Here is a 14,667-nt window from a genome sequence, read left to right as displayed (position 1 = left end):
AGCACCACCAAATAGTTGGTCATTACCATCATCACCAAACAGTTGGTCATTACCAGCACCAGCAATTAGTTGATCGCTACCTTCATTTCCTAAAAGTTGATCATTACCAATACCACCATAAATCAAGTCATCACCTGCTAATCCCGATAAGATATCGTTCCCATCACCACCAAAAATAAGTATAGGTTTCGACTTTATCAGTAGCGATGCTAGGGCGAACGCATCTAAATTATACTTGCTTACCACTGAGGTTAAGAATTGATCGATTTAAGTGGTATTTTAACCATCTTACCTGAAGATTGACAGTCCTACCAATGTACTGAACCACACCTTGAGAGTCGATTGCGAAATAAATGCAAGGCTGGCTAGGTAACTGCGATCGCTCGTTAAGAGCAACAGAGGGTAGAGTCAAAGGATTAATGGTCTGAGGATTAATCATCTTCGCTTTTTTCCTGTGCTGGAAACCACTCTAGTATCTCTCCTGGTTGAATCTTGTAAGTTTCACAAAGAGCTTCCAAAATCTTGGAGGAGGGGATGTAAGTAGGATCTTTCAGGTGAGCAACAGTATTCTGATTCGGTGTTTGATGCAGTGCGTTCGCTAAAACAATTCGCAATTCGCAATGACGCTCGCGGACTCGCTAACGCAATTCGCAATTGAAATAACTGCGAATGGCTTTGTTGATGAATACTTGCAATATCAACCATTGGAACAACTGACTACTGAGGAACTACAGCAGTTGCTCTTTGCTGAGGTGGCTGACTGTGAGCAGTTGCTAGATATTCCCTTTGAACAGCTAACTACCCAAGACTGGGAACGGTTACTGGAGTACGAGTCAGTAGCAGTGTAGAAAGGCAGGCAAGGAGGCAAGGAGGTAAGGAAAGAAGATGAGCGCGCTCGCAGTTCTCTGTTTTGGTGACTTTGCCTAACTTATATTCTTGCTTGCAATATTATAGAAATCAGAATTTTTTACTTTTATACTTAAAATAATAATTGTATATTTAAAAACAACTATTCTTTTGTTGATGGTTGTTAACTTGACTATCAACGGGCAACCATTAAAACATATCTATGCTTCCGTCAGTATTTAAAACCTGTATTCCAAGAGAAGAAATTTTAGCAGGAGAACTATCACCCGAATTATTTGCTGCCAAGTTGCGACTGGTTGTAGAAGGGAAAGCACCTCAAGTCTACCAAGACCCTACAGCCTTTTTCGCTAATACCTTTGCCACTGATGGTTTGAAAACATTAATTGCTGAAGTGTTCGGACGTTTGGTAGGTGCTGCTGTTGGCTCCCCCATTATCCGATTAGAAACTAGTTTTGGTGGTGGAAAGACCCATGATGAAATTGCTTTATGGCATATCGCTAAAAATGGTAGAGAAATTTCTGGGCTAGAGCGTTTTGTTAACAACCTAAATTTCATTCCAGACCGACCAATTCAAGCAGCAGCGATCGCCTGTCAAGACCTTGACCCAGTTAACGGCGTTTATCATGCGGATACTGGCGTTACCACTTACACCCTTTGGGGAGAAATTGCTTATCAAATTGGGGGTGTGGCAGGTTATAGCTTGCTTAAAGGTTCTGACGAACAGCGAGTCAGTCCAGGTACAGTGGTTTTAGAAAGGATAATCCAAGGGCAACCCACAGTCATTATCATCGACGAAATTGCCTCATACCTGAGAAAAGCCAAGGCTACTCTAGTTGGTAACAGCAACTTAGCTGGACAGGTAGTTGCTTTTTTATTCGCCCTCATGGATTTAGCAGCATCTTGTAATAATTTAGTATTTGTTTACACACTGGCTTCCTCTACTGACAGTTTTGGCGAAGAAACCACCGAAATCCGGGAAACCATTTCCGCTACCGCTAGGCAAGAGCGGATCATTAAACCCAGCACTGATATTGAAATTTACAATATAGTTAAACAGAGGATGTTCAGCAGCATTGAAGCTAACGCTGCCAATAATGCTTCAAAAGAATATTTACAAACTTATAAAGCTAGTCGAATTAATTTACCAGATGGTTGCAAAGATGCACGCTATGCCGACAGTATTGAGCAGAGTTATCCCTTCCACCCAGAATTATTTAATCTGCTGACTAAAAAGATTGCCTCCATCCCAAACTTCCAACGCACCAGAGGAGCTTTGCGGTTATTTGCTAGAGTTATACGTTATCTGTGGGACGATACTACTGCATGGATACCGCTAATTCATTCTCACCACATTCCTGTTGGTATTGAAGAAGAAATCACCAGCGATTTAACAGCCCGTTTGGAACGTCCTTTGATGCGGATTACGATCCAAGCAGACATTTACAACAAAGATGGTAGAGAAGCACACGCTCAGTTACAAGATGCTGAATGGAAAGCTGCTGGTAAACCTCCCTTTTCAACCTGGGTAGCTCGGACTATTTTTTTGCATTCCATCACTCAAGGTATATCTGCGGGGATTCGTCGCGCCGAATTAAATTTATCTTTGTTGACACCAGGGCTAGAAATTGGTTTTGTTGATACTGCCTTAGAAAGGTTGAGTGAAGTTGCTTGGTACTTGGAAAATGATCCAATGACAACTCTGGCTCGTTTCAAGGAAGAACCATCAATCAATAAAATTATTGCTGAAGAAAAAGCTCAAGTTGGAATTACCGAAGCGAAGGATGATTTACGAAGTCGCCGCGATGCCATTTTTGCTAATAGACTACTGACGTTAGTTATTGCACCGGAATTACCAGCAGATGTGGATGACGTGTCCGATAGTATTGCCCTGTGTTTAATTGACTTTAACGAGGCGACTATTTCTGTAACTACCGAAGGGCCACCGCCAATGGTGGAGAAAATTTTTAATGAAACAGGTGAGTCGGGTAAATTCCGTACTTTTAGAAATCGTTTGTTATTTTTAGTTGCTAACAGGCAAGAATTAGAACGAGCAATTGACAATGCTAGGGAATTTCGGGCTATTCAAAATATTCTAAATTCTCCCAATCGCTTGCAAGATTTATCAGAAAATCAGCAAAAACAACTCAAAGATAAAAAAGGTTCTCTTGATTTAGGGGTAAGAGTATCTTTAACAAATGCCTACCGCCATTTATTTTACCCTGCTAATGACCCAGTAAAAGCTCCCAAGGGTTTGATGCACTATACCCTTCCCGCCCAAGATTCTAGCGATGTGAAGGGTAAAAATAATCAACAAGATGTCATCTTAAAAGCACTGAAAGATTGTCAGAAAATTCGTGCTGATGACGCACCATCCTACGCCCCTGCTTATATTTTGCAGAAGGTATGGCTGTCTGGGTTAAACCATTGGACAACTAAAGCATTAAAAGAAGCTTTCGCCAAAGACCTGAGTTTAAATATATTTGTCGATGCCGAAATCTCAAAGCTCCGAGATACCATCCGCCAAGGGTTGCAGACTGGTAACTGGGATATGAAAGTAGGAGAAAAGCTGTTTATTAAAACCGATGACGGTAAAATTACTCTACCCGACTCCATAGAATTTTCTGAACGGATGGAACTCTATCGCCGGGGAATTCTCGAACCACCAAAACCGCGAGAAATTGAACTGAATGCTCAAGTCTTGTCGAGTACAGAATCGTTAAAACCTGTGCGGATACGGTGGAAAGCATCGGGGGCTTTGACGATTAAGCTGTATCAGGATGGGAATTTGGTTGCAGGGGAGTTTCGCCCTAGTGATGAGTACGAAACAGCGATCGCTAAAACCACAACTTTCAAAATTGTAGCTGACTACGGTAATGGCGAAGTAGAGGAGAGGGAAACCCCAGCAAGCATCTTAACCTACGGTACTGGTACACCCCGCACACCTAACGGTAGCGAAAAAATTGGCGATGACTGGAATGATTTATCTCTGTTTAAAGCTAAACCAGAAGAATTTGACTTGGAGGGAACACTCGATAGGGTGTTTAATGAATTAAGCGATCGCATCCAAGATAATCAAGTTCAGGGTATCCAGTCGTTGGAAATCTCCGTTGGGCAAGTAATGGACTACCGCAAGTTGATGACGGCTTTCCCTATGTTGATCAAGCTAAAAGTGCAAATCGACCAAACGGCAACTATTACTGTTAATGAACAGTTTATCCGGTTAGAGTATCAAGGGCCAGTCAAAGGATTTCAGAGTTTTCAGGGGGCTGTTAACACTTTGCTAAGTAGCCCGGATGTAAAAGCTGACGTGTCGCTGAAGCTAGTATTTGAATTTTCATCTCCAGTGCAACCAAACGGCGCAGAAATCAGTAATATCAAAGGTGCCCTTAATCGTAACCCGGTTGACAGGCTGAATTTGACGGCGAAAGTAACTTACTGAGATGCAAGAGTTTCAATTGCGAGTGGTTCCTACAGACAACAATAACTTTGCCCTGGAGTTGTATCAATGTGCTTATAAAAAAGCCGGTGAAAAAAAGCGTCCTTCTGCCAAAAGAATTGGGCGTTTAAAGGGCAATGCTTTAATTCAGGTGAAACAGGCAATTTATGATTCTTTGAAGGCGAATAATTATGACCCCAAAACCCTAAGTCACAATCGCCAAACTCCTTATGTTTTGAATGAGGAATCAGGGATAAATCTGGCATTATTGTTTCAGACTTTGCAACCGCTTTCTAAAATAGAACGCATTGCGAATATTGCCCAAGGGATTAGAGCCATGAGTTATGAGGAATCGCACTACTGGTTTGCCAAGATTAGCAATGGTAAACGGAATCAGGCTTTGAAAGCGATTCGGGTATTATTGGGTGATTAGTTGATAGTTAACAGTGAACAGTTAACAGTTAACAAATAAAGTTAAACCACATCTATTTTAATAACCATAGTTTAAAAAGTAGTGGGAGCATCTTGCTCCCTACGGGCAGTAGCAGGTAGTGGGAGCATCTTGCTCCCTTACAGGCAACACGCGGTTAGCCCCCTGCTGGTATTAGCTCCCTGTGGGGTAGTAGCGGGCAAGATGCCCGCACTACTCCAGGATTGAAAATGGACGAGGTTTATAACTATAAATCAGGAGGTAAAATATATGAAAATTGACGTGCGTGGTGCTGTTCTAGCTGCTAAAAAATATTTTGAAGATATCCAGGATATGATAGGGAATTCTATCAGTGATATCTTGCTTGAAGAAGTAGAATTGTCAGAGAATAAAAGGTTTTGGTATGTAACTTTAGGTTTTAGTCGCCCTGTAGCTAAGACTGAAAGAACACTTATTCCTGAAGCTATTTCTTTAGCTACTAAATATGAGCGTGAGTATAAAATATTTACCGTAGATGCCGAAACGGGGGAAGTAAAATCGATGAAAATTCGTGAGGTATGAAAGCTACTTCAGGCAAACAAGGTAAACTTATAGAAACTTTTGAAGAGGTTTAAAAAGAGACGGTAATTTCATCTATAAAAATGACATATAAAACGCAATTACCACAATTAGAAAAGCCAAAAAGTAGATATTTTATTACATTTGTAACTTGGGAAAGATTAGAACTCACACCAGAAGCTAGACAAGTTGTATTAGATGCTTGTAAGTTTTTTCATGAACAAAGATATGAGCTTTTCGCAGTTGTAATAATGCCAGATCACGTACATATTCTGATTCAACCCTTTCCAAAATCTGAAACAGAATATTGGTCAATCGGGAGTATTATGCATAGTGTAAAAAGTTATAGTTCCAAACAAATTCCGAAAGCAATGTTACATATTGGGAAAGTTTGGCAAGATGGTAGATACGACGAAATGATTAGAACCGAAGAAGAGTTCAATAATAAATGGGAATATATTCGACAAAATCCCGTAAAAGCAGGTTTATCAATTACCCCTGAAGAATATCCCTTTTTGTGGGAAACATTTTGATAATATCCTGTAGTGCGAGCATCTTGCTCGCTTTTATCCATTATGCGAGCAAGATGCTCGCACTACAAAATAAATCTGGCAAATCGGGATGCACCGATATGAAAACCCCGCATTCATCTGAAAAATCGCGTGGAGATTAAAAAACCCATGTTTGATGGGTAGAGGCGGGTAGTGGGAGCATCTTGCTTCCTGCTGGTAGCGGGCAAGATGCCCGCACTACAATATACATGAAATGCAATTTTCAATCTCCTACAATCCCTGATGGATAAACCAACCCCCAAACGCCCTGCTGTATTTATTGAAAAAATGATGCCTGTGCAGGTATTAAACGAGCAAGTTAATTTTGAACATGGGGGAAATCCATTTAAAGGATTACATCGCTGGTATTCGCGGAAGCCTTTATCTTTTAGTCGCGCCAGTGTGTTGGCTTCTTTATTACCAGCAGATATCACAATGCAAGAGTTTGAATATTTGCTGGGGTTAGTACCGGGAAAGGAGGTAAAGCTATATAAAACACCGCCTAATTCTGTGCAAATTAAGAAGGTGCAGGATTATTGTACTCAGGTTTGGGGAACTCGCACACCGACTGTGTTAGATGCGTTTGCAGGTGGTGGAAGTATCCCGTTTGAAGCGGCGAGATATGGGTTAAATGTGCTGGCTTCTGATTTAAATCCTGTGGCGGTGGTGACGATGAAGGCGGCGATGGAATATCCGCTAAAGTTTGGCCCAGATTTGCAGCAGGATATTGATAAATGGGTGAAGTGGGTAGGGGATGAGGCTGAGAAAAGGTTAGCTGAGTTTTTCCCTTCTTTACCTGGGGAAACTGTACAAAATTATTTATGGGCGCATACGGTTGTTTGTCCAAGTTGTGAGTCGGTTGTTCCGTTAAGTCCTAATTGGTGGTTAAGTCGCACTAGTAATTATGGAGGAAAAGGACAAGCGAGGAAAATTACGAGTGATTGGTATGCAGTGAAGCCAATTCCTAATCCTGAAAATAAGCGGGTTGATTTTGAATTGGTTAAGGGTAGGAAGGGGAAGGGAACGACGATTATTTATAATGATAATTCCGTTCCCGTAGTGCGAGCGTCTCGCTCGCGTTTGGTATCGAGTAATGGCGAAAATACATCAGATAATATCAACGAAATTTTAAACAATAACGAGATTTTAAATAATAGCGAGCAAGATGCTCGCACTACAAATATTGAACATGAATATGACCCCGATACAACAACTACCATTAGCCGAGGTGTAGGTAAATGTCCTAATTGTGGGAGTGTAATTGAAGATGATGTTATTAAATCTCAAGCACAAGCTGAAGGTTTAGGACATCAATTATATGCAGTGGCTTATAAAAAAGCGAAAGGAAGTTTAGAGTTTAGGACAGTTCAAGATATTGATATAGAAGGAGTTGAACTAGCAGTATCTACATTAGAAAAGAATCGTAGTAACCCAGATAACTTTATTCCTGATATTCCTATTCCTTATAGTAATCGAGTTTACGAAAGAGACTGTGTTGATAAATTAGGCTTGATTAATTGGGAAAGATTTTTCAACCCCCGTCAACTTTTAACCCTAATTACCTATGTAAAAATTATCAGTGAAGCAAAAACACTAATTCAATCTGAGTATGAATGGGAAAAAGCAGAAGCTATTTCAACTTATTTAGCTTTGGTATTAGATAGATGTGTTGATGAAAACTGTAGATTAGGACGTTGGAATCCTCCAAGAGCTGGTTCCGAAGGTGCTTCATCCCAACATGCACTCAATTTAATGTGGAATTATCCAGAAAAAAATGGTGCTAGTGAATTATGGTGTTGGTGCGCTGATGTCTTTGCTTCTGAATATGAAAAATTATGTGCATTATTCGGAACAAAACCAGGTTCAACAGGTATCCCAGGACTTGAACAACATAATCCAAAATCAATTAAAATTGACTCAGCATCAGCCGATAACTTAACTCATATCCCCGATGACTCTGTAGATGCAGTTATCACAGATCCACCTTATTATTCCACAATTCAATACGCCGAACTCTCAGACTTTTTCTACGTTTGGCTAAAACGTACCCTCGGCGATATCTTCCCCGAATTATTCTACCTAGAACTCACCGACAAAGACCGCGAAGCCGTTGCCAACCCTTCCCGCTTCCGCAATATGGGAGTATCCCCAGAAATTCTCGCCAACCAAGATTATGAAGCAAAAATGGCGATGGCGTTCGCTGAATACCACCGCGTCCTCCGCGACGACGGCGTAATGACAGTACAATTCAACCACAAAGACTCCGGCGCGTGGGATGTGTTAGCCAAATCCCTCATTGATGCTGGTTTTGAGATTACCGCATCTTGGGCAGTCAGCACCGAAAACCCGCAAAACTTGCACCAAGCACAGAAAAACGCCGTATCCAGCACCGTGCTTTTAGTATGCCGCAAACGCGACCCTAATGCCGAACAAGCTTGGTGGGATGACGTGCGAATTGACGTGCGAAATATCGTCTTTGAAAAAGCGCCAGAACTCGAAAAATGCTTAACAGCAGATTCCCGTCCTGCTGCTGATAGAGTAGCAGATCCGCAACGCCGCATTAAACCCCCTGGTATTAACTTGTGCTTGAGTGCTTTCGGTTCTGCTTTGAGTGTGTTTACCAAATATAGTTCCATTCTCGACAGCGCCGGGAATCAAGTTGAACCCAAAGCAGCATTTGAAGAAGTACGCCAAGCAGTAGTCGAATACCGACTACAAAAGCTATTAGAAGGTAAAGACTTCAACGGTATCGACCCTTTAACCCAATGGTACATCTTGGCATGGGATACCTTTGAAGCGCGAGAATTCCCCTTCGATGAAGCTAGACAACTCGCCTTAGCAGTCGGTGGTTTTGATGTCTCCGATTTAGTCAAAAAACACAAACTACTCGATTCTGGAAGCGGTTACTGTAAATTACTCACCCCGCAACAACGCTTGAAAAAACGCGCCTTCTCCGTCACCGATACTGAATTTTCTGCTAGATATTTAGTTGATGGACTCCACGCCATTATCGCCCTTTACCAAGAAGAAGAAAATACAGAACCAGTCCGCAGATTTCTCAAAAATACTGGCTTAGTTAGCAACGATTTATTTATGCGGACATTTGAAGTAGCGTTGAAAGTAATTCCCCGCATTGGTGATGAAAAGAAACGCCTGACTGAAGAAAAAGCGTTGTTAGATTTGTGGTTGGCTATGGATGAAATCAAAGCGAAAGTGTCTTACGTGCAACCTGAGCTACCATTTAATGAAGGTGGACAATTGAACTTATTCTGATAATTATTTTTGATTTTAATTGTAGTGCGGGCATCTTGCCCGCGTCTGTGTTATGTATAATATGTTTCGCGCGTTTTTAATACACCAGGGAGCAAGATGCTCCCACTACCTAATATTTTCTAAGAATAGCAAATTTCCCAATATTTCTACTTAACCTAGCAACTGCAACTAATCGATTAGAGTTTTTCTAATGAAAGTTTTCCATAAATCATTCAACAGTACGCTCCACTGCACCACCAAAACTTACAGCAACATCATAACCAATCCGTATAGTAAACAATCTAGCATTAGGGTTTTTCTGTTTTAACTTTAACGCTGTCTCTACACCAGTTGGATCAATCCCATATTCACCAGTTTCGGCATCAATCACAATCATCTTACCGATATTGTCACCAGACTCGACATTTTGACGAATACCGTTTTCATAAAACTGTTTAGCTCTTAGGGCTACTTCTTCTACACTCCAGAAAATTGATTGCATCACAATTACACCTATTTTTACTTCTTAAAGCATTGTAGTATTTAGTAGTATTTATTTGATAAAATTTGATGTAGGCGTTAGCCTGTAGTGACAGTATTCTGTCTTCGCTTAAAAGTTATGTATAACTACAATCCTTTAGAATGCCTACCTTCATCGGCAGAATTACCAGATTCAGATGATACCCCTGTGGATAACGAACTACAAATATTAATTCCCAACTTATTGTTAGCCATCTTAGCCGCTATTTGGCAAAACCGCGATGACTGGTTTTTCGGCATTAACATGGGAGTTTACTATACACCCAATAAAGGAGCCATAGTCCCGGATGGATTCCTGAGTTTGGGTGTTGAACGTTTTGTGGGAGAAAATGGACGTTCTAGTTATGTTTTGTGGGAAGAAGAGGGTATTCCACCAATTTTAGCTTTAGAAGTTGTTTCTCAAACTTACAATGGCGAATATGAACAGAAAAAAATTGATTATGCACAATTAGGCATTTTGTATTATGTTATTTATGCACCAACACGGTTACGTCGTAAGCGTCAACGTTTAGAAGTTTATCGCTTAATTAATGGTGAATACATTTTACAACCAGGGGATAAAATTTGGATGCCCGAAATTGGTTTAGGTATTGGACGGGAACAGGGTACTTATCAAGGACGAACAAGAGAATGGCTGTTTTGGTATGACGAAAATGGTAACAGATACCAAACCCCAGAAGAACAATTGCAAAATTTATTAGCCAGATTACAACAGCAAGGAATTGACCCAAATACACTTTAATTTTGTTGACAGTTGACAGTTGATGGTTGACGGTTGTTAAGATTATATTGGGTGAAAAAAGTTGTATTTACATTGAGCTACTACACAAATTAAAAGCTTATGACAGCAAGCAATATTAGGCAGCAAATTTTAGAGCATATTGAAACGTTACCCCCAGAACAGGTAAAAACTCTCCTGTTAACATGGCTGACTAGTTCATCAGGGGATTTAGAAGATTTTGAGCAGTTACTGACAAATCAAGCTACTCAAACCATAGAAGAATCATTTGAGTACGGTCAGATAGACGCAGCATTAAATTTTCAACCTCTTACTGAAGCCCAAATGGTTCAGCAGAGTCAATCCGCTCTCGAAGCTTACCGTAGCACAGGTTCAGGAGTGGCGCATGACCGTGTGCGCGAATGGGCTGATAGTTTAGGAACTGATACTGAACGCCCATGTCCCAGATAGTTTGGACGCAAAGTGCAATTGACGACTTAAATCGTCATTACGATTTTATCAAACTTAATAATCCTGATGCAGCAGCACGGGCAGTACAAGCAATTGTCTCTTCAGGCGGAAGTTTACAGCAGAATCCTCGTCGAGGTGCGATTGTAGATGAAATAGCAGGATTACGAAAACTTTTAGTATCTTTTGGTAAATACGGTTTTATAATTCACTACGTTATTCTTGAGGATGATGTTGTTATTTTACGTGTCTATCACGGGCGAGAAAATCGACCTGTTTAGTATTAATTTTCAAAGCATATAAATAACCGCATGATATGCCAAAAATTTTACGTGAATATCCCTGGAAAATTAGTTACACCAGCAACACCCACAACACCATCACTGATTTCTACATTCCTGCTTTAGAGTGTGCCATTCAATATGACCGGAAAGCAGGTTTTTTTAGTAGTGCTATTTTAAGTAAAGTTGCACGCGGTTTAGGTGCAATGCTGCATAATAAAGGGCGAATGCGGTTAATCATGGGTTGTCAGTTTAGCCCCCAAGATTTACAAGCAATTCAACAGGGATACGAACTGCGAGACGCATTACTATCTCGTCTAGACGCAGACTTAAAACCACCAGAAAGTTTTGCCCAACTCAAACACTTAGAAATTCTCAGTTGGTTAATTCAAAACCAGTATCTCGATATTAAAATTGCTATTCCTCTCAAAGAAAATGGACTACCTGAAGATAGTACACAGCAACTAGACCCACAGCATATATTTCATGAAAAAGTTGGCATTTTTACTGATAGCAAGGGCGAGAAATTAGCATTTAACGGTTCTAATAACGAATCTATCGGTGGCTGGGAGAGGAATGTAGAATCCTTTCACGTTTATTGTTCTTGGGAGGGAGGAAGGGAACTAGATAGAGTTGAAGAAGAAGTAGCGAGATTTGAGCAACTTTGGTATGACGTATCGCCTAACGTGCGAGTCTTTGAAGTTCCAGAGGCGGTACAGAAAAAGCTGTTACGTTACGCAAAATCTACTAAACCTGATTGGAATGCTCAAATAGAATTTGACTCTAGACCTCTAACAAAAATAGAATTAACTGAATCAGAACCAGAAGCACAACCGGAATTAAAATCAGACCCTTCAGCTATTTCTACAGAAGTAAGAGAACAAGAACGGTTGGCATTTACTCAACTTGCCAATATTCATGAACATCCCGGCTGCTTGGACTTTTGCTTAAAATCAATTCCCATTCACCCCTGGCCACACCAAATAAAAATACTGCGTCGCGTTGCTCAAAATTTTCCCCAAAGTTTTCTCATCGCTGACGAAGTTGGTTTAGGAAAGACTATTGAAACTGGTTTAATTCTGCGTTATCTGCTGTTGTCCAAAAAAGTGAAGCGGGTACTGATTTTAGCACCTGCTAGCGTTCAACCCCAATGGCAAGAAGAACTACGGGAAAAATTTAATCTGCATTTTTGGAGTTACGTATCTACAGAATTTAAAGACCCCTACAAGCGGACTATCCCCGCAGCAGCTAATCCCTGGAATACTCAAGATTTAATCCTGGCTTCTTCTCATTTGGTGCGAAGAACTGACAGAATGCACCAGCTACTATCAGCAGAACCTTGGGATTTAGTAATCTTAGACGAAGCACACCATGCACGCCGCAAAAGTCCCCAAGACCGCAAGGAAACACCCAATCGCTTGTTACAGTTAATGACACAGTTGAAGGAGAAGACTAAATCCCTGATTCTTCTTTCAGCAACTCCCATGCAAATTGATGCCATAGAAGTTTTTGATTTGTTAAACCTGCTGGGATTGCAGGGGCATTGGAGTTATGGCGATAACTTCTGCGATTATTTCGCCTCGCTACAAGGTGCTGTAAAGCCGGAAATAATTAATTTTTGGCAAGTCATGTCTAGTGACTACTTTGGGCGCGGCGGACAACCTTGTTCTAGATTAGAACAGTTTTTGACCAAGAGTGATCGCATTCTGGCTTATAAAATGCAGGATACTTGGCAACGGGGAAAGAAAATCTCCAATCACAAACAATTATTGGCAGACGAAGACTTTATCGATACCTCACGCCAATACTTGACAGTGAACACGCCTCTAAAAGACTTGATGTTCCGCCACACCCGCGACACTCTCCGACAATACTATCAGAGGGGACTGTTAGAGCGGGATATTCCTACTAGAGTTGTGCAGGATAATGCTATTACGCTGGAACCCCAACGGGAAGTACCGCTTTATATAGCTGTCAGCGACTATGTACGTCACTTTTACCGACTGGCACAAATAGATCAGCGTTCTTGTTTGGGTTTTTTGATGACCCTTTACCGCAAACGTTTGACCAGTTCATTTTATGCGATTAAGTCATCTCTGCAACGCCGTTTGGATTATCTGTTAACTCAACAGGGAAGCGTTTTAAGTGACGACGATTTAGTGGATGTGGATAATGAGGATGATGCAGTGATTGCTGGGCTGGAATCTTTCTTTGAACCAGTAGACCCCCAGGAAATTCAATATCTTGAAGAATTACTACGCCAATTTGAAAACACTGGGGAAGATAGCAAACTTTCTCGCTTTATTCAGATTTTACGCCAAGAATTAACTGACCGAGAAAGTGCGATCGTTTTCACCCAGTACACTGACACGATGGACTATCTACGGGATACATTGAAGGAGTTGTACGGTAGCCAAGTAGCTTGTTACTCAGGTCGTGGCGGTGAACTGTACCAGAATGGGGAGTGGTGTCTAGTTCCCAAGGAAGAAATTAAACGCCGATTTCGCCAAGATGAAATCAAAATTCTCCTTTGTACTGAGTCTGCTTCTGAAGGTTTGAACTTACAAAATTGCGGGGTGTTGATTAACTATGATATGCCCTGGAATCCTATGCGAGTCGAACAGCGCATTGGCAGAATTGACCGCATTGGACAAAGGTATTCTACTGTGTGAATCCACAATTTTTACTATGATGGCACTGTAGAAGCGAAGGTTTATAAAAAATTGCGCGATCGCATCAATGCTTTTGCAACAGTTGTTGGCAATCTCCAACCAATTCTAGCCCAAGTTCCTACGTTTATTGAACAAGCAGCTATGAGTGCAGATCCAGAAGAAGAAGATGTTTTAATGTCTGAATTTGATTCTATATTAAATACCCCACCGTCGCGTCTAGCTATTGAGGAAATGGTAGTAATGGATTTGGATGCTGATCTAGCAGAAATTCAAAAACCAGTTACTCCTGCTCCCTTTACACCAGAAACTATTGAGCAGTTATTCACATCCTCAGCAATTTTAAAAGCCAATGGTGTGCAGTTTGAGAGCAGGAGTGAGGGAACTTGGCAACTGAGTTATAAAAGGCAGAATTACACGGTCACTTTTTACCCTAATGTTTTTGATGAAATGCCTTCCCTACGATTAATGAGTTTTGGCGATCCCCTGTTTGAAAAATTACTGCTTGCAACTGGTTTTAAAGCTACAGAGCAAGTTTAAATCATTTACTTAAAAATGCGAATATAAAGATATAACAAAAGACGACCGCCTTAGCCTGACAAACTTCCGCGATCGCCTTTTTTTCCAAATACATGGAGATTTAAATAATGACACATCCCAAATACACACAGCAAGCCCTCCCCCGTCTCAAAACAATCGCTGCTTCACTCGGCGTAACACCCACCGGGGACAAAAGAGCGGCTGACACTTGGATAAATGCAATCATCACTCACCAGTCAGCCCAGACTCAGAAAGTCGCTGATGAACAAGCCCTCGCCCAAGCCGAATTCAATGGGTACATTACGGGTGAACGAAAAAAGGTGTGGGGGGAGCGTAGTTAGCATATAACATACGCTA

At 41.1% G+C, this 14,667-nt stretch carries 16 protein-coding genes; 12 read left to right on the top strand and 4 right to left on the bottom strand.

Annotated elements, in window-relative coordinates; translation table 11 throughout:
- The 3 genes from AC5JMF_RS22395 to AC5JMF_RS22385 all read right to left on the bottom strand — a co-directional run.
- The coding region (locus AC5JMF_RS22395; protein ID WP_495797917.1) for a calcium-binding protein at nucleotides 1-246 on the bottom strand (246 nt) is incomplete at its 3' end.
- Nucleotides 230-439, bottom strand: coding sequence for a GIY-YIG nuclease family protein (locus tag AC5JMF_RS22390; RefSeq protein ID WP_495797916.1), 210 nt, complete (start codon nucleotides 437-439; stop codon nucleotides 230-232). The genes AC5JMF_RS22390 and AC5JMF_RS22395, both read right to left, overlap by 17 nt.
- Entirely contained in the window at nucleotides 432-614 is a 183-nt protein-coding gene (locus tag AC5JMF_RS22385) for a helix-turn-helix domain-containing protein (protein WP_495797915.1), read from the bottom strand. Before AC5JMF_RS22385 ends, AC5JMF_RS22390 begins: the two co-directional genes overlap by 8 nt.
- A 6-nt stretch (nucleotides 615-620) precedes the next feature.
- Between AC5JMF_RS22385 and AC5JMF_RS22380 the strand changes: the two genes are divergently transcribed.
- The 6 genes from AC5JMF_RS22380 to AC5JMF_RS22355 all read left to right on the top strand — a co-directional run bounded on the left by AC5JMF_RS22380 (nucleotide 621) and on the right by AC5JMF_RS22355 (nucleotide 9,115).
- On the top strand, nucleotides 621-848 hold the full coding sequence (locus tag AC5JMF_RS22380; RefSeq protein WP_495797914.1) for a hypothetical protein: 228 nt from the start codon (nucleotides 621-623) through the stop codon (nucleotides 846-848).
- A gap of 221 nt (nucleotides 849-1,069) precedes the next feature.
- Entirely contained in the window at nucleotides 1,070-4,306 is a 3,237-nt protein-coding gene (locus tag AC5JMF_RS22375; protein ID WP_495797913.1) for an ATP-binding protein, read from the top strand.
- Nucleotide 4,307: 1 nt separating this feature from the next.
- On the top strand, nucleotides 4,308-4,736 hold the full coding sequence (locus tag AC5JMF_RS22370; protein WP_015130210.1) for a DUF7680 family protein: 429 nt from the start codon (nucleotides 4,308-4,310) through the stop codon (nucleotides 4,734-4,736).
- A 267-nt stretch (nucleotides 4,737-5,003) separates the two neighbouring features.
- Complete coding sequence (locus AC5JMF_RS22365) at nucleotides 5,004-5,294, top strand: hypothetical protein (RefSeq protein ID WP_495797912.1); 291 nt, start codon at nucleotides 5,004-5,006, stop codon at nucleotides 5,292-5,294.
- Nucleotides 5,295-5,374: 80 nt separating this feature from the next.
- The gene (locus AC5JMF_RS22360) at nucleotides 5,375-5,824 is read left to right on the top strand and encodes an REP-associated tyrosine transposase (protein ID WP_495797911.1); all 450 of its coding nucleotides are present in this window, start codon (nucleotides 5,375-5,377) and stop codon (nucleotides 5,822-5,824) included.
- A gap of 261 nt (nucleotides 5,825-6,085) precedes the next feature.
- Nucleotides 6,086-9,115 (top strand): DUF1156 domain-containing protein, encoded by a 3,030-nt coding sequence (locus AC5JMF_RS22355; RefSeq protein ID WP_495797910.1) that lies wholly within the window; start codon nucleotides 6,086-6,088, stop codon nucleotides 9,113-9,115.
- A 208-nt stretch (nucleotides 9,116-9,323) separates the two neighbouring features.
- Here the strand turns inward: AC5JMF_RS22355 and AC5JMF_RS22350 are convergent, their stop codons facing one another.
- Nucleotides 9,324-9,596 (bottom strand): hypothetical protein, encoded by a 273-nt coding sequence (locus AC5JMF_RS22350; protein ID WP_495797909.1) that lies wholly within the window; start codon nucleotides 9,594-9,596, stop codon nucleotides 9,324-9,326.
- Nucleotides 9,597-9,713: 117 nt separating this feature from the next.
- Between AC5JMF_RS22350 and AC5JMF_RS22345 the strand changes: the two genes are divergently transcribed.
- The 6 genes from AC5JMF_RS22345 to AC5JMF_RS22320 all read left to right on the top strand — a co-directional run bounded on the left by AC5JMF_RS22345 (nucleotide 9,714) and on the right by AC5JMF_RS22320 (nucleotide 14,651).
- Nucleotides 9,714-10,376: a Uma2 family endonuclease gene (locus AC5JMF_RS22345; RefSeq protein WP_495797908.1), complete on the top strand. Its 663-nt coding sequence runs from the start codon at nucleotides 9,714-9,716 to the stop codon at nucleotides 10,374-10,376.
- Between the two features lie 99 nt (nucleotides 10,377-10,475).
- Nucleotides 10,476-10,823 (top strand): hypothetical protein, encoded by a 348-nt coding sequence (locus tag AC5JMF_RS22340; protein ID WP_495797907.1) that lies wholly within the window; start codon nucleotides 10,476-10,478, stop codon nucleotides 10,821-10,823.
- The gene (locus AC5JMF_RS22335; protein ID WP_495797906.1) at nucleotides 10,811-11,101 is read left to right on the top strand and encodes a type II toxin-antitoxin system RelE/ParE family toxin; all 291 of its coding nucleotides are present in this window, start codon (nucleotides 10,811-10,813) and stop codon (nucleotides 11,099-11,101) included. Before AC5JMF_RS22340 ends, AC5JMF_RS22335 begins: the two co-directional genes overlap by 13 nt.
- A gap of 35 nt (nucleotides 11,102-11,136) precedes the next feature.
- Nucleotides 11,137-13,773 (top strand): helicase-related protein, encoded by a 2,637-nt coding sequence (locus tag AC5JMF_RS22330; protein WP_495797905.1) that lies wholly within the window; start codon nucleotides 11,137-11,139, stop codon nucleotides 13,771-13,773.
- Nucleotides 13,774-13,824: 51 nt separating this feature from the next.
- A complete protein-coding gene (locus AC5JMF_RS22325; protein ID WP_495797904.1) occupies nucleotides 13,825-14,310 on the top strand; it encodes a hypothetical protein in 486 nt (161 codons plus the stop codon).
- 107 nt (nucleotides 14,311-14,417) lie between these two features.
- Nucleotides 14,418-14,651, top strand: coding sequence for a hypothetical protein (locus tag AC5JMF_RS22320; RefSeq protein WP_495797903.1), 234 nt, complete (start codon nucleotides 14,418-14,420; stop codon nucleotides 14,649-14,651).
- Nucleotides 14,652-14,667: the final 16 nt, after the last annotated feature.

It is taken from the genome of Desmonostoc vinosum (assembly GCF_059505385.1).
The sequence above is the reverse complement of the archived record's forward strand: the minus strand, read 5'-3'. Positions and strand labels throughout refer to the sequence as shown.